Genomic DNA, 22,977 nt, shown 5'->3' on the forward strand with positions numbered 1-22,977 from the left:
GAAGCGCAACACGATCCGATCCGGAGGTTCAAATCGGAGCGAAGCCGGGTGACTCCGCCCGCCCTCCCCGCTAGGCTTCCGGCCATGCGTCAATATCTCGATCTCATGGCCCGCGCGCTCAACGACGGCGTGGAGGTGATGGACCGCACCGGCACCGGCACGCGCAGCGTGTTCGGCGCGCAGATGCGGTTCGATCTGCGGGCAGGCTTCCCGCTGCTCACCACCAAGAAGCTGCACCTCCGCTCGATCCTGATCGAGCTGCTCTGGTTCCTGCGCGGCGATACCAATGTCCGCTGGCTGCAGGAGCGCAAGGTCAGCATCTGGGACGAATGGGCCGACGAAAACGGCGATCTCGGCCCGGTCTATGGCAAGCAGTGGCGCGACTGGGAGACGGCGGACGGCCGCCATATCGACCAGATCGCCGAGCTGATCGAGACGCTGAAGACCAACCCCGCGTCGCGCCGGATGATCGTCTCCGCCTGGAACCCGGGCGAGCTCGGCGCGATGGCGCTGGCGCCGTGCCACTGCCTGTTCCAGTGCCATGTCGCCAATGGCCGGCTGAGCCTCCAGCTCTACCAGCGCTCGGCCGACATCTTCCTCGGCGTGCCGTTCAACATCGCCAGCTATGCGCTGCTCACCCATCTGCTCGCCGAACAGGCCGGCCTGGAAGTGGGCGACTTCATCTGGACCGGCGGCAACTGCCACCTCTATCTCAACCATCTGGAGCAGGCGCGGGAACAGCTTTCGCGCACGCCGGGACCGCTGCCGCGGCTGGAAATCCTCCGCAAGGCGCCGTCGATCGACGCCTATGAGTATGAGGATTTCGCGATCCACGACTATGTCGCGCAGCCGCACATCAAGGCGCCCGTCTCGGTATGATCAGCTTCCACCTCGCGCGGGCCGATAACGGCGTTATCGGCCGCGACGGCCAGCTGCCCTGGCGGCTGCCGGCCGATCTCAAGCGGTTCAAGGCGCAGACCATGGGCAGGCCGATGATCATGGGCCGCAAGACCTTCGAATCCTTCCCTTCGCCGCTCCCGGGCCGCCGCCATATCGTCCTGACCCGTGATCCCGCCTGGTCGGCCGAGGGCGCGGAGGTGGCGCACAGCGTCGATCACGCGCTGGCGCTTGCCGGCGCGGATGCGGCGATCATCGGCGGCGCGGAAATCTTCGCGCTGTTCCTCGACTGTGCCGATCGGATCGAGCTGACCGAAGTGCATCTCGATGCCGAAGGGGACGCGCAGGTGCCGGCGTTCGATGCTGCCCGATGGCAGGAAACGGCGCGCGAGGAACACGCGGCCGATGGCGACCGCCCGGCCTATGCCTTCGTCACGCTGGAGCGGCGCGGATGAAGCGCAGGATCCTGATCGGCCTGGTCGCGGTGCTCGTCATCGCCGCGATCGGCTTTTTCGGGATCGCGCCGGTGGTGGTCGAAGCGGGGATGAACCGCGTCGTCGCCACGCCCCTGCCCAGGGTCAGCCCCGCCACCCGCGCGCTGCACGCCCGGCTGGCAATCGCCGACATGCATGCCGATACCTTGCTGTGGCGGCGCAGCCTGCTCGATCGCGCCGATCGCGGCCAGGTCGACCTGCCGCGGCTGGAGGCAGGCAATGTCGCGCTGCAGGTCTTTTCCTCGGTCACCAAGACGCCCCGCCACCAGAATTACGATGCGAACGGCGCCGACAGCGACAACATCACGCTGCTCGCCATCGCCCAGCTCCAGCCGCCGCGCACCTGGAACTCGTTGCTCCAGCGCTCGCTCTGGCATGCCGAAAAGCTGTCGCGCGCGGCGGCCGCATCGGAAGGACGGCTGCGCGTGATCCGTACGCCAGACGATCTCGACCGCCTGCGAACGGATCGCGAAGCGGGTGCCAAGGTCGTCGGCGGCATGCTCTCGATCGAGGGGCTGCAGGACCTCGAGGGCAATCCCGCCAATCTCGACCGCCTCTATGCCGCCGGCTTCCGCATGGCCGGCTTCGCGCATTTCTTCGACAGCGAGGCGGCGGGATCGATGCACGGCCTCGCCAAGGGCGGGCTCACCCCGCTCGGTCGGCAAGTCCTTCGGCGGATGGAGGCGCTGGGCATGGTGGTGGACGTCGCCCATGCCAGCCACCGCGCCGTCGCGGATATCCTCGCCATGGCGCGCCGCCCGGTCGTCTCCAGCCATGGCGGCGTGCAGGCGACGTGCAAGGTCAACCGCAACCTCACCGACGACGAGATCCGCGGCATCGCCCGCACCGGCGGAGTGGTCGGCATCGGCTATTGGGAAGCGGCGGTCTGTTCCACCAGCCCGAGCGCGGTGGCGGCGGCGATCGCGCATGTCCGCGATCTGGTCGGCATCGACCATGTCGGGCTGGGATCGGACTTCGACGGCGCGGTGACGACCGGCTTCGATGCCGCGCAACTGGTGGTGGTGACGCAAGCGCTGGTCGATCGGGGCTTTTCCGAGGCGGACATCGCCAAGGTGATGGGCGGCAATGTGCTGCGCGTGCTGCGAGCGGGGTTGGCCGCGAACAGTTCCGCATCCGACGCTATCCGCGTGGTCCCGCGATAGCCACCTCGACGCGTGCCACAGAGAATGCTAGCTGCCTGTTCGTAGTTCAACGCGTACCTCACAAGAGGTTAGCCATGATCAACGATCCTTTGACAGCAACGCCCGATACTCCTGTGAATGAATCCCAGGAATCAAAGGATGCGAGCACCTTCAGAGTTGCGTTCCTGGCGCTCATATTCTTGTCCGTCATCGCCTACCTGTTCGTCTTGGCTGCATATCTTGTAGCGCGGGCATGGAATGGTTTGAAATGGGATGGTCTGATCAGCCTGGTGCACGAGGCCGGCCCGACCAATGTCTTCGGGCTCCCGATTGCGGCCGGTGCAGCCTTCGGAATCGTCACCTTGTTCGAGCATTTGTCGTCGTCGAGGAAGGAAGCAGGCGAGATTTCCTTCAAGATTTTCGGCGCCGAGTTCTCCGGGCCGGCAGGTCCGACCACGCTTTGGCTGGCATGTTTCCTGACGCTGCTTCTGGGTATCAAGGTCGCCTCCGAAATCGACGCGCAAAAGGCGGAGGCGGCGGCCAATCGCGCGCCCAGCGCGGTGGTTACAACGCGGCACTGATCGTCAACCCAACCCATTGGCATCGCCCCGGCCAATCCCTATAGCCAGCCGCATGCAGCGGCTGGACGGCGGCTCGGCGGTTCCGCAGCCTCTCCGGGGCGCGATCGTCGCGCTGGGGAATTTCGATGGCTTTCACCTCGGGCACCAGGCGGTGGTCGGCCGCGCGGTGGAGCGCGCCCGCGCCGAGGGCCGGCCGGCGATCGTCGCCACCTTCGATCCGCACCCTCGCCGCTTCTTCCAGCCCGACGCCCCGCCCTTCCGCCTGACCACGCTCGACCAGCGCGAGCGGCTGTTCGGCGATGCGGGTGCCGCCGCGATGCTGGTCTTCCACTTCGATGCGACGCTTGCCCGCCTGACCGCGCGCCAGTTCGCCGAGCAGCTGGTCGAAACGGTCGGCGCCGCCGGGGTGGTGACCGGCGAGGATTTCACCTTCGGCAAGGGTCGCGAGGGCAGCATCGCGACGCTGGCCGCGCTCGGTGCGGACCTCGGCTTCACCGCCGAGACGGTGGCGCCGGTGGCGCTCGACGGCAGCACGGTTTCGTCCAGCCGCATCCGCGAGGCGCTCAAGGCAGGCGATCCGCGCACGGCGGCGACGCTGCTCACCCGCCCCTTCGCCATCGCCGCCGACGTCGAGGGCGGCGCCAAGCTCGGCCGCCAGCTCGGCTATCCGACCGCCAACATGCGGCTCGGCACCTATCTGCGCCCGGCCTATGGCATCTATGCGGTGCGGGGGCGCCTGCCGGACGGCCGCGTGCTGGACGGCGTCGCCAATTGCGGCATCCGCCCCAGCTTCGATCCGCCGGTCGAGCTGCTGGAGAGCTTCTTCTTCGATTTCAGCGGCGACCTGTACGGCCAGCGGCTCGAGGTCGAACTGATCGACTATCTGCGCCCCGAGGCGAAGTTCGACAGCCTGGACGCGCTGATCGTCCAGATGGACCAGGATTCGGCGCGAGCGCGGGAGATTTTGGCGCGGGTTTAGTGTCCCGGAGCGCTGGACACAGCTACTCGGTCACGCCCCACCCCAAACCCCTCCCCTGAAGGGGAGGGGCTTAGACGTTCGAAAGCGGTTCTACTCTCTTCAAGCCCCTCCTCCTGGGAGGAGGGGTTGGGGGTAGAGGGATTCCGGAGCGCCGATTAGGTTTTCTCTCAGATCCCGCCGTCCACCGCCTCGAACCCCCGCGCCGCCAGCCCTTCCGCCAGCACCGCCACGCAGCGATCGACCAGCGCCGCATCGGTCGCCCGCACGACGAAATTGGCGCCGACCCGCCCCTCGCGGAAGAACGGATAGCTGCCGATCGCGACCCCCGCATGCGCGCGTTCGGTGTCGCCCAGCAGATCGGCGATCTCGCTTTCGGCGACCCAGCAGCCGAGCGTGCGCGATACCACCGGCAGCCCGCCTTCCAGCGTGCCGGTCAGCGCATCGAGCATGCCCGCGGCGATGTGCGGCACGCCGGCCAGGATGAAGATATTGTCCCAGCGGATCCCCGGCGCGCCCGACATGCGGTTGACGATCAGGTCCGCACCTTCCGGCACCCGCGCCATGCGCAGCCGCGCCTCGGTCAGCCCGCCCTTGCTGGCATAATAGCCCTCCAGCGCCGCCCGCGCCTCCGGGTGGACGACCACCGGCACGTCCAGCGCGGCGGCGATCGCATCGACGGTGATGTCGTCATGCGTCGGGCCGATGCCGCCGGTGGTGAACAGATAGTCGTTGCGCGCCCGCAGCGTGTTCACCGCCTCGACGATTGCGTCCTGCTTGTCCGGCACCACCCGCACCTCGGCGAGCCGGATGCCCTGCGCGTTCGCCCAGGTGGCGAGCTGCGCGATATTCTTGTCCTGGGTTCGGCCCGACAGGATTTCGTCGCCGATCACCACCAGGGCAGCTGTCCAGATCCGCTCTTGCATGGGCCTAGCGCTACGCCCTCGCAAAGCCCGGCGCAAACGCCTATATGGGCAGGATGACCGAATATGTGAACGTCACCGCGGACATGCCGCAGTCGCGCAGCCATGCCATCAAGCTGCACGGGCCCGAGGGTTTCGAGGGCATGCGCAAGGCCGGTCGCCTTGCCGCCGAAATTCTCGACGCGCTGGTGCCGCATGTCGTGCCGGGCGTGACGACGCAGGAGCTGGACGACATCGTCCGCACGATGACCGTCGCCGCCGGCGGCGTGCCCGCGACGCTCGGCTATCGCGGCTATACCCATAGCTGCTGCATCTCGATCAACCATGTCGTCTGCCACGGCATCCCGGGCGACCGTCCGCTCAAGGACGGCGACATCGTCAATATCGACGTGACCCCGCTGCTCGGCGGCTGGCACGGCGATACCAGCCGCATGTATCTGGTCGGGGACGTGCCGATCAAGGCGCGCCGGCTGGTCGACGTGACCTATGAATGCCTGATGCTCGGCATCGAGCAGGCCAAGCCGGGCAACCATCTGGGCGACATCAGCCATGCCATCCAGCGCCATGCCGAGAAGCATCGCTACGGCGTGGTTCGCGATTTCTGCGGGCACGGGCTGGGCCAGGTGTTCCATGACGCGCCCGAAGTGGTGCATGTCGGTCGCCCCGGCACGGGTCCGGAGCTGAAGCCGGGCATGTTCTTCACCATCGAGCCGATGATCAATATCGGCCGGCCCGACGTGAAGCTGCTCGACGACGGCTGGACGGCGGTGACCCGCGACCGCTCGCTTTCCGCGCAGTTCGAGCATTCGATCGGCATCACCGAAACGGGCTGCGAGATCTTCACGCTCAGCCCCAAGGGCCTGCACCAGCCGCCGTATTGAGAGGCTCGGGCAGAACCTAAACCACGGTCATTCCCGCGAAAGCGGGAATCCATTCGCCTGTGCGCTGGGGGAAGGAACCGCGGCACCAGCGCCAATGGATCCCCGCCTTCGCGGAGATGACGGTGTTGGCTCGACGCGGGCGCCCCCTCCACCTGAACCTGCACCCGCAACAATCTTGCGCCCTCCAGCAACTTCCGCTATCCGGCCGCCAGCATCAAGAGTCGGGCCGACGCCCGGCACCAACCTGCCCCGTGCAAGGTGGTGCCTCCGCGATGAGTGGAGGGATGTGGCCGAACCCGGCAACACGGTGTCCACGCCACATTTCCGGTCGTCGCCCGCCTCCTGCTCCACAGCAAGAAGGCCCGTAGCGCGTGACGACCGAAGCCCAGCAATTCGCCAGCGACAATTATGCCGGAATCTGCCCCGAAGCCTGGGCAGCGATGGAAGCCGCCAATCGGGGCCACGCGCCTGCCTATGGCGACGATCCCTGGACCCACACCGCCGCGGATGCCTTTCGCACGCTGTTCGAGATCGATTGCGAGGTGTTCTTCGCGTTCAACGGCACCGCGGCGAACTCGCTGGCGCTGGCGGCGCTCTGCCAATCCTATCACAGCGTGATCTGCTCGGCGGCAGCCCATGTCGAGACCGATGAATGCGGTGCCCCGGAATTCTTCTCGAACGGATCGAAGCTGCTCGTCGCGCAGAGCGCCGACGGCAAGCTGACGCCGGACGCGGTCCGCGCGGTGGCGACCAGCCGCTCCGACATCCACTTCCCCAAGCCGCGCGTGGTGACGATCACCCAGCCGACCGAGACGGGCCAGGTCTACACCATCGCCGAGGTGCAGGCGCTCTCTGCCGTGTGCCGCGAACTCGGCCTCAAGCTCCACATGGACGGCGCCCGCTTCGCCCATGCCGTGGCGACGCTCGGCTGCGATCCCGCCGACGTCACCTGGCGCGCGGGCGTCGACGTGCTCTGCTTCGGCGGCACCAAGAACGGCATGGCGGTGGGCGAGGCCGTGCTCTTCTTCGATCGCGCGCTGGCGCAGGACTTTGATTACCGGTGCAAGCAGGCCGGGCAGCTCGCCTCGAAGATGCGCTTCCTGGCGGCACCCTGGGTCGGCATGCTGGAGAACGGCGCCTGGCTTCGCAATGCCCGCCACGCCAATGGCTGCGCCCAGCGGCTGGCGTCGCAGATCGATGGCCTGCCCGGCGTGGAGCTGATGTTTCCTGTGGAGGCGAACGGCGTGTTCGTCCGCGCGCCCGAGCCGGTGCTGGAGGGCCTGCGTGCCCGCGGCTGGCGCTTCTACACCTTCATCGGCGGCGGCGCGCGGTTCATGTTCGCCTGGGATGCCGATCCGGCACGGGTGGACCAGCTGGCAGCGGATATCCGCGCGGTGAGCGGGGCGACGGCGCTCGCTGCCTGAACGGGCGATCCCCCGGAGCACCGCTCCGGGGGGAAGCCGGGCTCAGCCGACGAAGGCGCGCTCGATCACGAAGTCGCCGGGGGCGTTGTTCGAGCCTTCCTTGAAGCCCTTGCCCTCGAGCAGCGCGGCGAAGTCGCGGATCATGTCCATCGACCCGCACAGCATGATCCGATCCGTCTCCGGGTTGAGCGCCGCCTCGCCGGGGACGCCCTCGAACAGCTTGCCGTTCTCGATCAGCGCGCCGATCCGCTCGCTGGTGTGGAACGGCTCGCGGGTGACGGTCGGCACATAATGGAACTGCGCCGCCGCCTGCTCGCCGATCAGCGGATCCTCGGCCAGCTTGCCCGCCAGTTCGTCATGATAGGCAAGGTCGCTCACCCGGCGCACGCTGTGCACGGTGACGACCTGCTCGAACCGCTCATAGATGTCCGGATCGCGCGCGACGCTGAGGAACGGCGCGAGACCGGTGCCGGTGGAAAGCAGGAACAGCCGCTTGCCGGGCAGCAGCGCGTCGGCGACCAGCGTGCCGGTCGGCTTCTTGCCCAGATAGATGTCGTCACCGGCCACGATCCTCTGCAGCTTCGAGGTCAGCGGGCCGTCCTGCACCTTGATCGACAGGAACTCGAGCTCCTCCGCCCAGGACGGGCTGGCGACCGAATAGGCGCGCATCAGCGGCTTGTCGTTCTCGCCCTGCAGGCCGATCATCACGAACTCGCCCGAGCGGAAGCGGAAGCTGGCCGGGCGCTCGATCGCGAAGCTGAACAGATGCTCGTTCCAGTGGCGCACCCACAGCACCTTGGCGGTGGCGAAGGCGGGATGCTCGGGGAGCAGCGCGGGCGCGCGCGTGTCGACGGTCATGAAAAGCGGGTCCTCGTTCGTAACGCTCTGGACCCCCGCCGGCCGCACGGGGCGCAAGGGTCCTGCAAACATGAAGGCGGCCCTCTGCCATCAGAAGCCCGCTGCGTCCAGAAAGTAGCGCTAGGGCCGCCTAAACCCTGTCCTCGATGGGGACGCCGGCCTCCCAGTGGCGCAGCAGCGCCAGCGCGTCGTCGGCACTCAGCACGTCCTGCCCCGCCTCGATCCAGCAACGCTGCCGATCCGGACGCGCGACGGCGCACAGCGCGTGGACCAGCAAGACCAACGGCCCCTGCGCGATCGTCCGACTGCGCGCGCCGCCGTCCGCGCCCGGGTCCATGATCCGTTGCCGCAACTGGGCAGGCGCATCCATCGGCAGGGGACGCATCGGCGGTATCCCTTACTGGGACGCGGACGGCCATGCCCGCACCCGACCGCATCAACGGACAGTCGATATCAAGGTTGCGCAGATTGGATGGGCAGGTGTCGCGAAGCTGTCATCAAATACTAAGCGCTCGTTTACCCTCCTGCCCTACCGAGGGCGCCGATGCTGACCACGCCCGCTCATCTCCGCTTCCTCCTCGAGTGGCTCACCAATGCCGAGCGCAACCCGCGCTCGCTGACGTTGGAGACGCCGCTCGGCGAAGCGGTGCGCTGTTTCCAGGACGATCCCGGCCTGCGGCTGCTGCCGGTGCTCGACGGGGTGCAGCGCCCGATCGGCGCGGTGTTCGAGAAGGACGTGCGCCGGCTGCTGCTCAATCCCTATGGCCACGCACTGCTGCGCAATCCCGCGTACGGCCAGCGACTGGGTACGCTGGTCCGCCCTTGCCCCATGGCCGATTATGCGCAGGAGACGCGCACGCTGGTCGACGCCTATGCGGCGGCGGACGGGCAGGAAGGCATGATCCTCACCCGCGACGGGCAGTTGTTCGCGGTGATCAGCAACCGCCGGCTGATCCAGCTTGCCGCCGAGGACCAGGTCCGCGCCGCCGAACGCCAGACCGCCCGCGCGCGCCGGATCGAAGCCGCCAGCGAACGGATCGAGGCCGAAGTGAGCGCACTGACGGTCGAGCTCCGCCGCCTCGCCGCAACGCTGCGGAGCGGCGCCGATGCCACCGCCGACCGCGCCGCCACCAACAGCGCGGCGGCGACGGCGCTGGCCGCCGCCGTGGCCCAGAGCCATGACAATCTCGCCGCGATCGCCGCCGAATCCAGCGCGCTCGCCGCGACGCTGGAGGCAATCCGCCGCGATACCGCCACCGCCCGCAGCTGCGCCGCCGAGGCGGTGCTGCTGGTGGAGGACAGCCGGAGCCGCACCGCCGAGCTGGACGCCTTCGCTCAGACCGTCGGCACCGTCACCGGCGTGATCGGCGAGATTGCGGGCCAGGTGAACCTGCTCGCGCTCAACGCCTCGATCGAGGCCGCGCGCGCCGGCGAGGCCGGCCGGGGCTTCACCGTCGTCGCGCAGGAAGTGAAGGCGCTGGCGGGGCAGGTAGGGCGGGCCGCCAAGAGCGTCGGCGCACAGGTGGGAGACGTGCGCGAACTGGTCGACCGGGTAACCGCCAACCATTCCCGGGTGGAGGAAGCGATCCACGGCATTGCCGGCCTCTCCTCAAACATCGAACGCGCCGTGGCTGCGCAGCACGACGCCACCCGCAGCATCGCCATCAACGTCAGCGAAAGCGTATCCGGCACCCGCGGCGTGCGCAGCGACATCGAGCAGGTGGGCGATACGGCAGAGGCCGCCGCGCGCAACGCCGCCGCGATCGCCGACCTCGCCACCGGCCTGCTCGGCGGCGCCGAGGCGCTGTCGGACGGGGTCGACCGCTTCCTGGCGGACATCCGCGCCGCCTGACCGGCCACGGGGGCAATATGCCACAGGATTGGGCAGCGCCTGCCCAAAGTTCAGGCAATCCCGCACGACGAAAACCGTTCGGCGCGTGCGCCCACGCTGGCTCTTCCCGTTCTGGCATGCAGGTTGCTAAACAACCGTCACACACACCGATCGCGGCTCGACACCCGCTGCCTGGGGGAACACGTGAAAAAGATCGAAGCCATCATCAAGCCGTTCAAGCTCGATGAAGTGAAGGAAGCGCTGCACGAGGTGGGCGTTTCCGGGATTACCGTCACCGAAGCCAAGGGCTTCGGGCGCCAGAAGGGCCATACCGAGCTCTACCGCGGCGCCGAATATATCGTCGACTTCCTGCCCAAGGTGAAGCTCGAGGTCGTCGTGGAAGACACGCTGGCCGAGCGCGTGGTGGAGGCGATCGCCGCCGCCGCCCAGACCGGCCGCATCGGCGACGGCAAGATCTTCGTGATTCCGGTCGAAACGGCGCTGCGTATCCGCACCGGAGAGCGGAACGAAAACGCCGTTTGACGAAGGCGGACGCGGGCGCGATGACGCACCCGCGAAAGAAATTTTATTGCCCGATTCGTCGGGCAGACGAAAGAGAGCGAAAGGGCACCTACGATGGCGAATTCGGCCAGTGACATCCTGAAGATGGTGAAGGACCAGGAGATCGAGTGGATCGACCTGCGCTTCACCGACCCCAAGGGCAAGTGGCAGCACCTGACCATGGTCGCGTCGGTCCTCGGTGAGGACGAGCTGACCGACGGCCTGATGTTCGACGGTTCGTCGATCGAAGGCTGGAAGGCGATCAACGAGTCCGACATGATCCTGAAGCCGGATCTGGACGCGGTGTGGGTCGATCCGTTCTCGGCCACCCCGATGCTGATCCTGGTGTGCGACATCGTCGAGCCGTCGACCGGCGAACTCTATGCCCGCGACCCGCGTTCGACCGCGAAGCGCGCCGAGGCGTATCTGAAGACCACCGGCATCGGCGACACCATCTATGTCGGCCCCGAAGCCGAGTTCTTCATGTTCGACGACGTGCGGTTCGAGAACAGCTACTCGACCAGCTACTACAAGATCGACGACATCGAGCTGCCGGGCAATTCGGGCCGCGAGTACGAAGCCGGCAACCTCGGCCACCGTCCGCGCGCCAAGGGCGGCTATTTCCCGGTCGCGCCGGTCGACTCGGCCGTCGACATCCGCGGCGAGATGGTCTCGACCATGCTGGAAATGGGCCTGCCCTGCGACAAGCACCACCACGAAGTCGCTGCGGCGCAGCACGAGCTGGGCCTGACCTTCGGCACGCTGGTGACCACCGCCGATCGCATGCAGATCTACAAGTATGTCGTGCACCAGGTCGCCCAGGCCTATGGCAAGACCGCGACCTTCATGCCGAAGCCGATCAAGGAAGATAACGGCTCGGGCATGCACACCCACATGTCGATCTGGGAAAAGGGCCAGCCCCTCTTCGCCGGCAACGGCTATGCGGGCCTGAGCGACACCTGCCTCTACTTCATCGGCGGCGTGATCAAGCACGCCAAGGCGCTCAATGCCTTCACCAACCCGTCGACCAACAGCTACAAGCGCCTGGTCCCGGGCTATGAGGCGCCGGTGCTGCTCGCCTATTCGAGCCGCAACCGCTCGGCCTCGTGCCGCATCCCGTACGGCGCGGGCAGCAAGGCGAAGCGCGTCGAGTTCCGCTTCCCGGACGCGCTGGCCAACCCGTATCTCGCCTATGCGGCGCTGCTGATGGCCGGCCTGGACGGCATCCAGAACAAGATCCACCCGGGCGACCCGATGGACAAGAACCTGTACGATCTGCCCCCGGCCGAGCTGGCCGAAGTGCCGACCGTGTGCGGTTCGCTCCGCGAGGCGCTGGACAGCCTGGAAGCCGATTTCGACTTCCTGCTGAAGGGCGACGTGTTCTCGAAGGACCAGATCGAGGCCTATATCGAGATCAAGCGTGGCGACGTGGCGCGTTGGGAAATGACCCCGAGCCCGGTCGAGTACGACATGTACTATTCGAGCTGATCCGCCCGGATCGGTTTCAGGAAAGGGCGTCCGGAGCGATCCGGGCGCCCTTTTCCTTTGGGGGCACCGGCCAAAGCGCGCGGAGCATTGTCGCGCCGGCCTGCAGCGTGCTAGCCCGCTACATCACCCAGTAAGGACCCCGCCTCCATGCGTTTTAAGCGTCTCGCAGCCCTGCTGCTCGGTACGTCGCTGCTTGCCTCCCCCGCCCTCGCGCAGACCGCCAGCCCGCCGAAATACGGCCCCTGGGGCGTCGATCTCACCACGATCGACCGCAGCGTGAAGCCGGGCGACGATTTCTTCGGCTATGCGCTGGGCAGCTGGCTGCGCGACGCGCCCTTTCCCGCCGACAAGGCGCGGATCGGCTATAATTACGACTTGCCGGACGAGACCGAAGTCGAGATCCGCAAGCTGATCGAGGATGCCGGCGCGTCGCCGAGCGACCCGGTGCTGCGCCAGGTCGCGACCTATTACCATGCCTATCTCGACCAGGCAGGGATCGAGGCGCGCGGCACCGCGCCGCTCAAGCCCTATCTCGCCCGCATCGACGGCGTGCAGGATCGCCGCAGCCTCGAGCTGCTGATGGCCGATCCCGGCTATGCCAGCCCGATCGGCATCGGCATCTCCGCCGACGAGAAGGACCCGACCCGCTACACGGTGATGGCCGGCCAGTCGGGCCTGGGGCTTCCCAGCCGCGACTATTACCTCCTGCCCGGTGAAAAGTACGAGACGATCCGCAAGGCGTACCGCGCCTATATCGTGAAGATCCAGCAGCTGGCGGGCATCCCCGATGCCGAGGCCAAGGCGGATGCGATCCTGGCGCTGGAAACCAGCCTCGCCAAGGACCACTGGACGCCCGAGGCGCGCCGCGATCCGCAGAAGACCTACAACCCGATGACCCGCGCGCAGCTCGCCAAGCTGGCGCCCGAGTTCGACTGGAACGCCGTGCTCGCCCATCAGGGCCTCGCCAAGATGCCGATCGTGGTGGTGCGCGAGACCACCGCGGTCACCGCTGCGGCCAAGCGGCTGGGCGATGTGCCGCTGGCCACCTGGAAGGACTGGCTGCGCTTCCGCTTCGTCAGCGACCATGCCGATACCCTGCCCAAGGCGTTCGACGCGGCGCAGTTCGATTTCTACAGCCGCACGCTCCACGACGTGCAGCAGCAGTCCGAGCGCTGGAAGCGCGCCGTCCGCCAGGTGAACGGCGCACTGGGCGAGGCGCTCGGCAAGATCTACGCCGAACGCCATTGGGGCCCGGCGTCCGAGGCGCTGTCGAAGGAGCTGGTCGAGGATCTGCGCGCCGCCTATGCGGACAAGATCAAGGGCGCGGCCTGGATGGACGAACCGACCCGCAAGGAAGCGCTGGCCAAGCTCGCCGCGTTCGAGCCGCGCATCGGCCATCCGGACAAGTATATCGACTATGCGGCGATGCCGGTCAGCGCGACCGACCCGCTGGCCAACGACCTTGCCGCCGGCGACTTCGGATGGAAGCTGCAGCTCTCCCGCCTCGGCAAGCCGGTGGACCGGACCCTCTGGGAAATGACCCCGCAGACGGTGAACGCCTATTACGATCCGGTGATGAACCAGGTCACCTTCCCGGCCGCCCAGCTCTCCCCGCCCTTCTTCGATCCGGCCGCCGATCCGGCGGTGAACTATGGCGAGACGGGCGCGACGATCGGCCACGAAATGGGCCATGGCTTCGACGACGAGGGCCGCCAGTTCGATGCCGCCGGCAAGCTGCGCGACTGGTGGACGCCGCAGTCGGCCGCCCGCTACACCGCGCACGCGCAGGCACTGGTCAAGCAGTTCGACGCCTATGAGCCGATCCCCGGCACGCACATCAAGGGCCAGCTGACGCTGGGCGAGAACCTGGCGGATCTGGGCGGGCTGGAAGTCGCCTTTGCCGCCTATCGCCGCTATGTCGCCCGCCACGGCGAGCCCAAGGTGCTGGACGGGATGACCGGCGACCAGCGCTTCTTCCTCGCTTATGCCGCCAGCTGGCAGGGCAAGGCGCGCGAAGGCGCGCTGCGGGCGCAATTGCTCTCCGATCCGCACAGCCCGGAACAGTACCGCGTCAACGGCATCGTCCGGAACATGGACGCCTGGTATGCGGCGTTCAACGTCAAGCCGGGCGACAAGCTGTACCTCGCGCCCGACGCGCGCGTGCACGTCTGGTAAGAGGCGCTCAACCGCCTCGGTAGGCGAACACCCCGGCACGCTTCGGCGTGCCGGTTTCGCAGACGCTATAGTCGGCGAGCAGCGTCAGCCGGTCGAGCGGCAGCGGCGCCCGCCAGGGATCGCCGACCAGCACCGCGATGCCGGCTGCCACGCAGCGATCGAGAAAGGCCGTCACCCGCACCGCGACGTCGGGTGCATAGAAGACGTCGCCGACCAGCAGCAGATCGGCCGAGGGCACATCGCCCGCAAGCGGGTCGCCCGCGATGCCGGCCAGCGTGACGTCGTTCAGTTGCGCGTTGCAGGCGATCGCCGCGCGTGCATGCGGATCCATCTCCGCGGCGACCACTTGCGCCGCCCCTGCCCGCGCTGCGGCGATGCCGACCAGGCCGGAACCTGCCCCCAGATCCACCACGCTGCGCCCCGCCACTTGATCGGGATAGTCGAGCAGGTGCCGCGCCAGCGCGAGGCCACCGGCCCACCAATAGGCCCAATAGGGCGGCGCCGCCCCCAGCCGCCCGATGCCGCTCGCCGGACCGGCCTTGTGCATCCGCAGCTCGGGCACGCCGGGCACGGCTGTCACCGGGAGATGCGCCGTCACGAACGCGGCAACCTCGGCGTCGGTCACAAGGCGCGCCCCAGCCACGCCACCTGCCCGAGCAGACGAAAACTGCCCGAACGGACGAAGCGGACCGCATAGGCCGGGTTGTCGCTGACCAGTTCCACCCCGCCCACCGCCGGCCGCAGCCGCTTGACGAACAGCGCCTCCTCCACCCGCAGCACGAAGATGCCGCGCGGATCGATCCGGCACCGGTCCCGATCGACCAGGATCTCGTCGCCGTCGTTGAGCGTCGGCGCCATCGAGTCGCCCGCCACACGCACCATCGATGCCGCCTCGGCGCGAACGCCCAGCTGCCGCAACAGGGCAGGCGGAAAGGCAAAGGGCGCCCGAAGCGCATCGTCCTCTGCCCAGCCACCCGGCCCGGCCGACGCGCCCAGATCGATTCGCGGTACCGCGACCAGCTCGGACGACGACCGGCCGCCCAGCAGCACCTCGTCGACGCCCAGATATTCCGCCAGCCGTGCCCGGTCGCGCTCCGCCAGGATACGGGGCGAACCGCGCATCAGATATTGCTGGAGATAGGCCGGATTGCGTCCGAGCACGCGCGAAAGCGTCGCCAGCGTCACGCCGCGCTGCGCGACCAGCCTCGCAAAATTCGCCCTGTGCACATCGGCTTCCATGCCCTCTTTCCTACACACAGGATTTTTCCTACGCAAGGGGCAGATGAGAACATATCGTGATCATCCGAGTCGACAGGAGGAGGACATGGATGTCCTTGCAGGGCGAAATCGAATTGTTTCTGGCGCGGACGCGGATGGCCGAGACGCGCTTCGGCCGGCTTGCAGCGGGCGACCCGCGGCTCGTGGGCGATCTGCGGCGGGGGCGCATGCCGGGCCCGGCGCTGACGGCCCGGCTGCGCGCGTTCCTCGCCGCCCCGCCGGACTGGACGCCCGGGCGGCGCGGCGGCGCGGCGTCGGCGGGCGGCTCGAGCGGGCGCTGATCGGATCGGCGGCGGCGCAGGGCTGCGCGGTGGCCGTGGTCGAAGCGGATTCCACGCCCTGGGCAAGCGTGACCTTCACCGGTGCCCGGCATCGCCTGGTGCTCGCGGCGCAGGAAACGCCGGCGCTTCGGGCTTGGCTGGCGGCGCTGCCCGACCTCGACCTGCCGCTATCCGGCCATCTCGTCGCGGACCTGGCGGTCGAGGCGGAGGAACGGCGCGGCGCAGCGCTGCAGGTCTCGCTCGCGGTGTTGACCGTCGAGGAATGCTGAACGCCGGTCAGGCCTGGCGGGCAAGGTTCCGCAAGGTGGCGAGGGCATCCTCCGGGCTGCGTTCGGGTCGTGCCTTGCCCCGCCCCTGGACACCCTGGTTGCGCCGGACGACCCCGCGCTCCAGCCGGTCGAGCAAGGCATGGACCGTGGCGTCGGTCTCGGGGCGGACCAGCCGCTCGGCCGGGTCGCGCGCGAGCCCGGCACGGGCGCCGGCATCGGCCATCCGCTCGCGACGCGGCGGCACGGGCGGCGGCAGCGGCACCGTCGGGATCGCCTCCGGATCAAAGGCCGCGAGCGGCTGGTCGAGATCGACCGGGATGTCGCGCTCGGTCATCGCCGCAGCGGCGATCGACAGCGGCATTCCGAGTGGCGGTGCCGGCAGGTCGACTTCCTGGTCGACACGAAGCGGCGGCCTTGGGCGAGCATCCGGATGCGCATCGGCACGGCGGATGATCGGCATGCGCGTCACGTCCTCCGCCTCCACCAGGGGCACGACGTCGGCGGGGCGACGCGCGGGCGCCAGCAACGCCGCCAGCGCGCCGGCACCGCTACCGATGGCGCCGGTAGCGACCATTACCATCGGCCGGGCCGCTTCGGACCAGGGCAGCGACAGCCAGCCGCAAATGCCGTTTTCCGCAAATACGGTATCGAGCAGCGCTGTCGGTGCGGCAGCCGCCGAGAGTGCAAAGACGCCGCCAACGAGGAGAGCGGCAAGGGGTACGAGCGGCAGCCTCATGCGTTCACCCGATACGTGTGCGACCACGTGGTTCTCATGCCATACTTATGGCAAGGTTTTCATACAGGCCGGCATACACGGCAATATTTACAGACCAGTTGCGCTTCGCCTCGATATACGCACGGGCTGTCTTTCGGCGCAGATCCCATTGATTGCGCGCAACAAAAATATTTTCAAGCGCTTTTGCAAGGGCGCGCGGATCGTCGGCGGGAAACAGCGTGCCGGTGACACCATCGGTAACAAGCTCGCGGTGCCCGCCGACGTCCGACGCCGCGACCAGCCGCCGCTGCGCCATCGCCTCCAGCGGCTTGAGCGGGGTGACGAGATCGGTCAGCCGCATCTTCTTGCGCGGATAGACCAGCACGTCGATCAGGCTGTAATAGCGCTCGACGGCGTCATGCGGTACGCGCCCCAGAAAACGGATGCGGTCGGCAACCGGCGAAGCCGCAGCCTGCGCGCGCAACGATGCCTCGGCCGGACCACCGCCGACCAGCAGCAATTGCATCGCCGGCCGCGCCGCGAGCAGCGCGGGCATCGCCGCGATCAGCACGTCGAGCCCTTCATAATCGTAGAAGCTGCCGATGAAGCCGATGGTCTCGGCATCCCCCAGCGTCAGCTCCGCCGCGAGCGCAGTGTCATAGGGCAGCGGCTCGCCAAACATCGCCATGTCGACGCCGTTGGGCGAGACCGCGATCTTGGCAGGATCGATACCGCGCCCGATCAGGTCGTCGCGCAGGCCCTCGCAGATCACCGCCACGGCATCGGCCTTGCGCACCGCATGCGTCTCCAGCGCCTTGGTGACGCGGTAGCGCAGGCTACCCTCGCGCCCGGTGCCGTTGCCGACCGCGGCATCCTCCCAGAAGGCGCGGATCTCGTAGAGCAAGGGCACCCCGGTCCAGCGCCGCACCCGTAGCCCGGCGAGCGCGCAGAGCACCGGGGAATGGGCGTGGAGCACGTCCGGCTGGAATCGTTTCACCACCTGATGAACGCGCCGGGCAAAGGCATCGATCTCGCGCCATTCGCTGAGCCCCGGCAGCGCAGGCGTAGTGGGCCGGGTGCGGAAAAAGCGCAGGCCGTCGATCTCCTCCTCGCTCGCAGGGGCAGGGCCGTGCCGCGGGCCGGTGACCGCCGCCACCTCCCAGCCGCGCGCCATCTCTGCTTTGAGGATGGCGCGGGTGCGGAACGCATAGCCGCTGTGGAGCGGCAGGCCATGATCCAGGAGATGGAGGACTCGCATGGCCGCCTGCATGCCACGGCGCGCTTAACGGCACGTCAACTGAAACCCACGATTTCCTGCGGCGCGCGGGGCGAGTTTTCCAATAGTTTTCCCGTTCACCTTTTTCCCCCCTCCAGTTTGAGGATGGCGGCATCCGCCAGCCGGCGGGTGGAACGCCGCTTCGCGTAGTGCTCGACCATCTGGAGAGATTGGCCGGTGACGGCCGAGGTTTCCGCAACGCTGCAGCCCGCTTCCAGGAGCGCGTTGACGGCGTTCTTCCGCAGCCCGTGGGGAACAACCTTGTGCCCCTGCGCCTCGGCGAAGCGCTGCAGGCGAGCTCGCAATGCGTTGACGCTCAACGGCCGGCCACGCGGATCGGCAAGGATGGTGATCGATCGCCTGGCAGTGCGTTCCAGCTCGGCCGCCAGATCGCGATGCACGCGTATCTCCAGCTCCTTGCCGGTCTTCTGCTGGCGAACGATGACCAAGCCATCACGGATGTCGCTCCACCGAAGGGCGCAGACATCCCCGATCCGCTGAGCAGTGTAGTAGAGCAGCGCCACCGGAAGGCGGACGGCAGCATCCGCGCTCGCCAGGGCAGCGGATAGCAGATCCTCCGGCCACGGCGCATGATCGGTCGAGGCAAACAGCTCCACGCCGCTGCACGGATCGTTCGTGACATGCTCCCGCCCCCTGCCCCAGCCGAACAGCGCGCGGGCGGTCCGGATCATTCCGTTCGCTGCGCCGGGGCGATCGCCCATCTTGTCCCGCAGCATCAGCAAGTCTCGGCGCTCGACCTCCTGCGCCGGCGCCGTGTTCAGCTCGTCGGCGATGCGGCGGAGATAGATGCCGTAGGTGTTCTGTGTGGAGTGGGCGAGCTGGCGGAACTCAGGGCTTCGCTGGAACAGATCCACCAGCTTCGGGACCGTCAGCTCGGTCGCGACATTCTCGCGCCTGGTGCGCCCCGCCAGTAAGGCCGCATAGGTGGCGCCGAACGCGGGGTCCCCCAGCGGCGGCAGTCGCTTGTAAATCTTCCGACCGGAAGGGTTGAGCACGCCAGTGTCGAAGTACGCGTATCGCTTGCCCTTGGCGGTGACGATCTTGACGTAGAGGAGGCTGCTACCTTTGCGCATACAGTTTGCTCTCGCTCCTCCAGTCAGGAAGCGCCGAGCCGGAGAGCCTTTCCAGCGCTTCATCGAGCGCGCGGCGATTCCACCGCTCCGCATTGCCCAGCCGAACGGGAAGCGGCAGGCGACCCGCCACCACCTCACCTTCGAACTCGGCAGCCGACATGTCGCAATACCGCGCGGCAGTCGCGCGGAGCATCATCGCCGGCCAGTCGGGAGCGGTGGAGCGGGCCATCAGTCGAGCGCGCGGCGGCTGAGGGACGCGAGGGTGTCGCCGGCAGCGTCGTTCCACTCTTCCACTTCGCCACTGAGAACTCGCTCGAGGCGATGAATCGACAGAGCGATGATCGGACGAAGCCGGAGAATGAGCGGAACCATGCCGAACTGATCATCCTGAAGTTTGATCACCTCGTCAGCAAAGACCATCGCCATCCAGTGGATTGGATCTTGTTGGCTCGGTTGCCCATGGATGACGGCATAGGGCCCACCGGGACGTAGTTCCTTGTGCTCCGCCCACTCGCGATCGATCTTCGCGATCATGTCAGGAAGATAGGGCCGCAACGCATTGACGATAATCGCCGCCGGCGCGGCCGCCATGGATCGATCGACCGTCAGTCGCTGCATCATGATCAGCATCACGACATCCGTGATGTCGTACCGTGGGTGACCGCCGGGCCGGCTTTCGCCGAGCTCCAGTGCCCAGGTACGAGCGGTGGTGGGGGGAACGCGAGCAGCACCGTAGACGGCGCCAGCGCGAAGGTTCGACATAGAGGCCAGGTCAGACATTGTTCGCTCCGATTTCAACGGACACCCGTCTAAATCAAACCCTTGAACAAATCAACGTACATCCGTCGAATTTCAGCACGGCTGCGAGCGCAACAGCCGTTGCGCGTCCTCCATCACCACGTCAGCGAATTCCTGACACCATGCGGCGGTGCAGCCATTCTCCTGTCGCCCATCAGGTCCGAGTAGACGCGCGATCTTCCACAGCAACGCCGCGTGATGGGGGGCCGGCATCAAGATCAGCCGGTCTTCCAACTCGCCCCAAGCATCCTCCAGCTCGTTGAACCTTTGCAGGAGGGGATCGTACCCAAGAGTCTCCTTCGCGACCTCCCATGCGCGCCAGCGTTCCCCCAGGGCAGCCGCACTCTCTCTAACCGGAACTACGACATGATCGTGGTAGGCATCGAGCGACCACGGATAGAGCGGATACCGGGCGACCTCCCCGCTACGTGCTCCGACCTCGAAGTACATCGGCGGTAGCGGCGCTACCCGATCCAGCTTTTTCTGGATCGGTTCAAATGCCGTGACCCTAAACTCTTCGGCGCGTGCTTTCGCGGCCTGCATCCGGGCGTGAAGATGGTCCCAGTCAGTGACGGCGGCGGCTGGTCGCCCTTCTGCCAATGCCGGGAGCGCCAGGGCAGCGCCGGCGATCATCGCGCCTAGGGCCGCGCGTCGAGTAGCGGAGAAGTCTTCGGAAAATCCAGATGCGCGCGAGGGCGCGCCCGTGATACGGGCGGCATCAGCCATAATCGTCTCCTCAACAGACGTTGTGGTTAGGGCCGGGGTGGAAGCGCCAACTTCCCCTCGGCTCGCATTCGTGTTATCACGAGATCATGCCGACTGCAACTGGTGATAACACGAAACGCAAACGCCCGGCTCAGGCGGGCCAGCTGATCGGCGTCCGCCTTCAGCCGGAGCAGCTGCAAGCTCTCGACGTCTGGATCACCCAACAGACGCCGCCGCCTACCCGCCCAGAGGCTATTCGGATCATTCTCGCAGAGCATCTGAAATAGCGCGCGAGGGTGGGGGACCACTCCGCCCGCTCAATCTTGGACGATACAGCGCGGCCAAAGAGAGGCGTAACGGGGCGGGCTACGCGCACCCACGGCTTGCACGAATCAAAGGCTAGATGCGCCCCTGTTCTCCGTAGCATCCACCGCGCGGCCACGAGACCACCCTTGTTACAACGGTGCTCTGGAAGCGACAGCAGCGCCCGCGCCCTCCGAAGGGGGGACCGTTGTGGATAGCACGGATGAGGCCTTTGACGTCACTCTTGTAACGGCCATGCCGTACAATCTCTTGAGCCGCTGAGGAGGAACGTAAAAAATTTAACAGCTTCGCCTAATCAATAAACGAGCTTCCAGAGAACATTAAAGGCATTTTTCCATCATCAAAATTCGATGAAACCTCGCCTCATTACCGCCATTTTCTTGACGATTCGGCCAGCCGCTGCAGGATCCGGCTTTCGGAAAGATTCCACGTTATTTGATACATTTTTTGAAACAAGGTCAGCTCGACCAATATATTGGCACCGGTCATTCTTGATCTTAGCCATTACGTTTCACCTAAGAAGGTGCGAATTTCACCATCGGTCACGCTACGACACATCGCCTTGATACGTCTTTCTGTTCCCGAGGGCGAAACCTTGACACATGTGGCATGCCCAGCCGCATTGACTTGGAGCTTGATTTCCGTTCCGCCTTCGTTCTTCGCCCAAGTGCGTGTTCCGGAGACTTCTGTCAACTGCCAATCCATTTCGGGCCCGTCGACTGTGGCCAGCGCATTCGCAACCTCGATCGCGCTTTGATAGCGTTCCGCAGGATCAACTTTGAGGCATTTCTTGATTACGGTGCGCAAGCGCGCAGGCACATGCGGCGGAAATCGTTTTCGGTCTGGGAACGTTCCTGCTCTCACGTCCCTAATGAAGTCGGTCTGATTGGTGTAGGTCTGAAACTGCCTATTAAATTCCTCATTGCCTACACACATGCGATACAAAGTTAAGCCAATCTGATAAATGTCGTAGGTCAGATCAAATTTAGAATGTCCAGCCAGCACTTCGGGGGGAACCATCGAAGTATAGAACTTCCCCGGGTGGGCCACCCCACCCAGCATCTGCTTTGCCAAACCAAAGTCTGACAACATCGCGTCTCCACGATCCGATAGCAAAATATTGTCCGGCTTCACATCGAAATGAATCAATCCTTTAGAATGGATATTGTGAAGACCACTCAATGTCTGACAGGCAAGCACAACGATTCGTCGAACCGTCAGGTGCGCCCCATTGGAAATCAGCGGCTTGATTGATCCGTTAGAGTAGAATGGCATCGCAATAAACACATTTGACGCATCCTGGCAGGCATAATGCAGCTGAACCACGTTTGGATGAGCACTCGCATAAAGTGCGCGAGACTCACTAAAATACTCCTGTGGAGAAGTCAGGCTCGATTTTGAAACTTGTTTAATCACTATATCGGCGTTCAGCTGCAAATCATGAGCCGTAAAAGTCTTAGAGTTCCTTCCATCCTGTCCGATCTCGTTGATCTTCCTGAAGGCCACCTGACCAAGTTCATATGGATTAAGCATCAACAGCCCCCATTGCACAAAGTATCGCCTCTCGCTCAACCAGCGAGTGCTGGGACCAATTTTCTACTTCTGGCTCCTTCAAGCCCGCCGTGAGAGGCTTGAAGTCGGTCCGCTTTAAGCCGAGCCGCGCCGCAATGGAGGATATTTGGCCAACATAGTACGCAGAGACAGCACTACTCGCGAAGGCCTCCTGAACAACACCTTCTATCTGGATCCGCGCAATACTCATACTATGAGCATTAGGCTCCGTTACTCGCACACCCGCCTTTGCCACCTTGTACTCACGCAGCACGTCCAGAAGGTTGCTGCGGACGTATTTCAATCCCTCAGGCACTGTGAATGCCGCTGGAATCCGAATTTCTTCGACGTTCAAAACCCTGCGATCATTGCTATCGAATATGGCGAACGTGAGCCCCTTCGGTTCAGCTCGAATACCGATAGTGATCACTTCCCATCAACTCCTGTCGAGAAGA

At 66.0% G+C, this 22,977-nt stretch carries 26 protein-coding genes and 1 riboswitch; of the genes, 13 read left to right on the forward strand and 13 right to left on the reverse strand.

Going from position 1 to position 22,977, the window contains the following annotated elements; genetic code table 11:
- Positions 1–84: 84 nt before the first annotated feature.
- From QZ814_RS11930 to QZ814_RS11950, 5 genes are all read left to right on the forward strand, one after another.
- On the forward strand, positions 85–879 hold the full coding sequence (locus tag QZ814_RS11930; RefSeq protein ID WP_294332420.1) for a thymidylate synthase: 795 nt from the start codon (positions 85–87) through the stop codon (positions 877–879).
- A complete protein-coding gene (locus QZ814_RS11935) occupies positions 876–1,352 on the forward strand; it encodes a dihydrofolate reductase (RefSeq protein ID WP_294332422.1) in 477 nt (158 codons plus the stop codon). Before QZ814_RS11930 ends, QZ814_RS11935 begins: the two co-directional genes overlap by 4 nt.
- Positions 1,349–2,554, forward strand: coding sequence for a dipeptidase (locus QZ814_RS11940; protein WP_294332425.1), 1,206 nt, complete (start codon positions 1,349–1,351; stop codon positions 2,552–2,554). The genes QZ814_RS11935 and QZ814_RS11940 overlap by 4 nt, the downstream gene beginning before the upstream one ends.
- 74 nt (positions 2,555–2,628) lie before the next feature.
- Positions 2,629–3,114, forward strand: a complete 486-nt coding sequence (locus tag QZ814_RS11945; RefSeq protein ID WP_294332428.1) for a hypothetical protein — start codon at positions 2,629–2,631, stop codon at positions 3,112–3,114.
- Positions 3,115–3,166: 52 nt separating this feature from the next.
- On the forward strand, positions 3,167–4,093 hold the full coding sequence (locus tag QZ814_RS11950) for a bifunctional riboflavin kinase/FAD synthetase (RefSeq protein ID WP_294332431.1): 927 nt from the start codon (positions 3,167–3,169) through the stop codon (positions 4,091–4,093).
- A 167-nt stretch (positions 4,094–4,260) separates the two neighbouring features.
- Here the strand turns inward: QZ814_RS11950 and QZ814_RS11955 are convergent, their stop codons facing one another.
- Positions 4,261–5,016 (reverse strand): molybdopterin-binding protein, encoded by a 756-nt coding sequence (locus QZ814_RS11955; RefSeq protein ID WP_294332432.1) that lies wholly within the window; start codon positions 5,014–5,016, stop codon positions 4,261–4,263.
- A 53-nt stretch (positions 5,017–5,069) separates the two neighbouring features.
- Between QZ814_RS11955 and map the strand changes: the two genes are divergently transcribed.
- Entirely contained in the window at positions 5,070–5,894 is an 825-nt protein-coding gene (gene map / locus QZ814_RS11960; RefSeq protein WP_294332433.1) for a type I methionyl aminopeptidase, read from the forward strand.
- A gap of 206 nt (positions 5,895–6,100) precedes the next feature.
- Positions 6,101–6,211: riboswitch (SAM-I-IV-variant riboswitch) on the forward strand.
- A gap of 54 nt (positions 6,212–6,265) precedes the next feature.
- On the forward strand, positions 6,266–7,318 hold the full coding sequence (locus tag QZ814_RS11965; protein WP_294332437.1) for a low specificity L-threonine aldolase: 1,053 nt from the start codon (positions 6,266–6,268) through the stop codon (positions 7,316–7,318).
- Between the two features lie 42 nt (positions 7,319–7,360).
- Here the strand turns inward: QZ814_RS11965 and QZ814_RS11970 are convergent, their stop codons facing one another.
- Both QZ814_RS11970 and QZ814_RS11975 read right to left on the reverse strand, forming a co-directional pair.
- The gene (locus tag QZ814_RS11970) at positions 7,361–8,176 is read right to left on the reverse strand and encodes a ferredoxin--NADP reductase (RefSeq protein WP_294332439.1); all 816 of its coding nucleotides are present in this window, start codon (positions 8,174–8,176) and stop codon (positions 7,361–7,363) included.
- Between the two features lie 130 nt (positions 8,177–8,306).
- The gene (locus QZ814_RS11975) at positions 8,307–8,561 is read right to left on the reverse strand and encodes a hypothetical protein (protein WP_294332444.1); all 255 of its coding nucleotides are present in this window, start codon (positions 8,559–8,561) and stop codon (positions 8,307–8,309) included.
- A 159-nt stretch (positions 8,562–8,720) separates the two neighbouring features.
- On the opposite strand from QZ814_RS11975, the gene QZ814_RS11980 reads away from it, so the two are divergent.
- From QZ814_RS11980 to QZ814_RS11995, 4 genes are all read left to right on the forward strand, one after another.
- Positions 8,721–10,028, forward strand: coding sequence for a methyl-accepting chemotaxis protein (locus tag QZ814_RS11980; protein ID WP_294332450.1), 1,308 nt, complete (start codon positions 8,721–8,723; stop codon positions 10,026–10,028).
- 183 nt (positions 10,029–10,211) lie between these two features.
- Positions 10,212–10,550, forward strand: a complete 339-nt coding sequence (locus QZ814_RS11985) for a P-II family nitrogen regulator (protein ID WP_294332453.1) — start codon at positions 10,212–10,214, stop codon at positions 10,548–10,550.
- 93 nt (positions 10,551–10,643) lie between these two features.
- Positions 10,644–12,056 carry a type I glutamate--ammonia ligase gene (gene glnA / locus QZ814_RS11990; RefSeq protein WP_294332454.1) on the forward strand — a complete coding sequence of 471 codons (1,413 nt, stop codon included), beginning with the start codon at positions 10,644–10,646 and terminating at the stop codon, positions 12,054–12,056.
- A 147-nt stretch (positions 12,057–12,203) separates the two neighbouring features.
- On the forward strand, positions 12,204–14,231 hold the full coding sequence (locus QZ814_RS11995; RefSeq protein WP_294332457.1) for a M13 family metallopeptidase: 2,028 nt from the start codon (positions 12,204–12,206) through the stop codon (positions 14,229–14,231).
- 7 nt (positions 14,232–14,238) lie between these two features.
- Here the strand turns inward: QZ814_RS11995 and QZ814_RS12000 are convergent, their stop codons facing one another.
- Positions 14,239–14,856: a 50S ribosomal protein L11 methyltransferase gene (locus QZ814_RS12000; RefSeq protein WP_294332459.1), complete on the reverse strand. Its 618-nt coding sequence runs from the start codon at positions 14,854–14,856 to the stop codon at positions 14,239–14,241.
- The gene (locus QZ814_RS12005; RefSeq protein WP_294332462.1) at positions 14,853–15,470 is read right to left on the reverse strand and encodes a S24 family peptidase; all 618 of its coding nucleotides are present in this window, start codon (positions 15,468–15,470) and stop codon (positions 14,853–14,855) included. Before QZ814_RS12005 ends, QZ814_RS12000 begins: the two co-directional genes overlap by 4 nt.
- An 89-nt stretch (positions 15,471–15,559) precedes the next feature.
- Between QZ814_RS12005 and QZ814_RS12010 the strand changes: the two genes are divergently transcribed.
- Both QZ814_RS12010 and QZ814_RS12015 read left to right on the forward strand, forming a co-directional pair.
- The gene (locus QZ814_RS12010) at positions 15,560–15,790 is read left to right on the forward strand and encodes a hypothetical protein (protein WP_294332464.1); all 231 of its coding nucleotides are present in this window, start codon (positions 15,560–15,562) and stop codon (positions 15,788–15,790) included.
- Positions 15,791–15,825: 35 nt separating this feature from the next.
- A complete protein-coding gene (locus QZ814_RS12015) occupies positions 15,826–16,059 on the forward strand; it encodes a hypothetical protein (RefSeq protein WP_294332467.1) in 234 nt (77 codons plus the stop codon).
- Between the two features lie 7 nt (positions 16,060–16,066).
- Here the strand turns inward: QZ814_RS12015 and QZ814_RS12020 are convergent, their stop codons facing one another.
- From QZ814_RS12020 to QZ814_RS12055, 8 genes are all read right to left on the reverse strand, one after another.
- Positions 16,067–16,795, reverse strand: coding sequence for a hypothetical protein (locus QZ814_RS12020; RefSeq protein ID WP_294332469.1), 729 nt, complete (start codon positions 16,793–16,795; stop codon positions 16,067–16,069).
- Between the two features lie 34 nt (positions 16,796–16,829).
- Positions 16,830–18,032 (reverse strand): TIGR04063 family PEP-CTERM/XrtA system glycosyltransferase, encoded by a 1,203-nt coding sequence (locus QZ814_RS12025; protein WP_294332471.1) that lies wholly within the window; start codon positions 18,030–18,032, stop codon positions 16,830–16,832.
- Positions 18,033–18,127: 95 nt separating this feature from the next.
- Complete coding sequence (locus tag QZ814_RS12030) at positions 18,128–19,144, reverse strand: tyrosine-type recombinase/integrase (RefSeq protein ID WP_294332473.1); 1,017 nt, start codon at positions 19,142–19,144, stop codon at positions 18,128–18,130.
- Positions 19,131–19,373 (reverse strand): hypothetical protein, encoded by a 243-nt coding sequence (locus QZ814_RS12035; RefSeq protein WP_294332474.1) that lies wholly within the window; start codon positions 19,371–19,373, stop codon positions 19,131–19,133. The genes QZ814_RS12030 and QZ814_RS12035 overlap by 14 nt, the downstream gene beginning before the upstream one ends.
- Positions 19,373–19,906 carry a hypothetical protein gene (locus tag QZ814_RS12040; protein WP_294332477.1) on the reverse strand — a complete coding sequence of 178 codons (534 nt, stop codon included), beginning with the start codon at positions 19,904–19,906 and terminating at the stop codon, positions 19,373–19,375. The genes QZ814_RS12035 and QZ814_RS12040 overlap by 1 nt, the downstream gene beginning before the upstream one ends.
- Before the next feature lie 90 nt (positions 19,907–19,996).
- On the reverse strand, positions 19,997–20,668 hold the full coding sequence (locus tag QZ814_RS12045) for a hypothetical protein (RefSeq protein ID WP_294332480.1): 672 nt from the start codon (positions 20,666–20,668) through the stop codon (positions 19,997–19,999).
- An 807-nt stretch (positions 20,669–21,475) separates the two neighbouring features.
- A complete protein-coding gene (locus tag QZ814_RS12050) occupies positions 21,476–22,522 on the reverse strand; it encodes a serine/threonine-protein kinase (protein ID WP_294332482.1) in 1,047 nt (348 codons plus the stop codon).
- Complete coding sequence (locus QZ814_RS12055; protein WP_294332484.1) at positions 22,497–22,952, reverse strand: hypothetical protein; 456 nt, start codon at positions 22,950–22,952, stop codon at positions 22,497–22,499. Before QZ814_RS12055 ends, QZ814_RS12050 begins: the two co-directional genes overlap by 26 nt.
- Between the last annotated feature and the right edge of the window lie 25 nt (positions 22,953–22,977).

Origin of the sequence: uncultured Sphingomonas sp., from assembly GCF_913777625.1 — a bacterium.
Lineage (GTDB): Bacteria > Pseudomonadota > Alphaproteobacteria > Sphingomonadales > Sphingomonadaceae > Sphingomonas.

Coding starts and splice junctions, on each gene's coding strand:
- QZ814_RS11930 (WP_294332420.1), top strand. CDS start 85: ATGCGTCAATATCTCGATCTCATGGCCCGCGCGCTCAACGACGGCGTG.
- QZ814_RS11935 (WP_294332422.1), top strand. CDS start 876: ATGATCAGCTTCCACCTCGCGCGGGCCGATAACGGCGTTATCGGCCGC.
- QZ814_RS11940 (WP_294332425.1), top strand. CDS start 1,349: ATGAAGCGCAGGATCCTGATCGGCCTGGTCGCGGTGCTCGTCATCGCC.
- QZ814_RS11945 (WP_294332428.1), top strand. CDS start 2,629: ATGATCAACGATCCTTTGACAGCAACGCCCGATACTCCTGTGAATGAA.
- QZ814_RS11950 (WP_294332431.1), top strand. CDS start 3,167: ATGCAGCGGCTGGACGGCGGCTCGGCGGTTCCGCAGCCTCTCCGGGGC.
- QZ814_RS11955 (WP_294332432.1), bottom strand. CDS start 5,016: ATGCAAGAGCGGATCTGGACAGCTGCCCTGGTGGTGATCGGCGACGAA.
- map (WP_294332433.1), top strand. CDS start 5,070: ATGACCGAATATGTGAACGTCACCGCGGACATGCCGCAGTCGCGCAGC.
- QZ814_RS11970 (WP_294332439.1), bottom strand. CDS start 8,176: ATGACCGTCGACACGCGCGCGCCCGCGCTGCTCCCCGAGCATCCCGCC.
- QZ814_RS11975 (WP_294332444.1), bottom strand. CDS start 8,561: ATGCGTCCCCTGCCGATGGATGCGCCTGCCCAGTTGCGGCAACGGATC.
- QZ814_RS11980 (WP_294332450.1), top strand. CDS start 8,721: ATGCTGACCACGCCCGCTCATCTCCGCTTCCTCCTCGAGTGGCTCACC.
- glnA (WP_294332454.1), top strand. CDS start 10,644: ATGGCGAATTCGGCCAGTGACATCCTGAAGATGGTGAAGGACCAGGAG.
- QZ814_RS11995 (WP_294332457.1), top strand. CDS start 12,204: ATGCGTTTTAAGCGTCTCGCAGCCCTGCTGCTCGGTACGTCGCTGCTT.
- QZ814_RS12005 (WP_294332462.1), bottom strand. CDS start 15,470: ATGGAAGCCGATGTGCACAGGGCGAATTTTGCGAGGCTGGTCGCGCAG.
- QZ814_RS12010 (WP_294332464.1), top strand. CDS start 15,560: ATGTCCTTGCAGGGCGAAATCGAATTGTTTCTGGCGCGGACGCGGATG.
- QZ814_RS12020 (WP_294332469.1), bottom strand. CDS start 16,795: ATGAGGCTGCCGCTCGTACCCCTTGCCGCTCTCCTCGTTGGCGGCGTC.
- QZ814_RS12025 (WP_294332471.1), bottom strand. CDS start 18,032: ATGCGAGTCCTCCATCTCCTGGATCATGGCCTGCCGCTCCACAGCGGC.
- QZ814_RS12030 (WP_294332473.1), bottom strand. CDS start 19,144: ATGCGCAAAGGTAGCAGCCTCCTCTACGTCAAGATCGTCACCGCCAAG.
- QZ814_RS12035 (WP_294332474.1), bottom strand. CDS start 19,373: ATGGCCCGCTCCACCGCTCCCGACTGGCCGGCGATGATGCTCCGCGCG.
- QZ814_RS12040 (WP_294332477.1), bottom strand. CDS start 19,906: ATGTCGAACCTTCGCGCTGGCGCCGTCTACGGTGCTGCTCGCGTTCCC.
- QZ814_RS12045 (WP_294332480.1), bottom strand. CDS start 20,668: ATGGCTGATGCCGCCCGTATCACGGGCGCGCCCTCGCGCGCATCTGGA.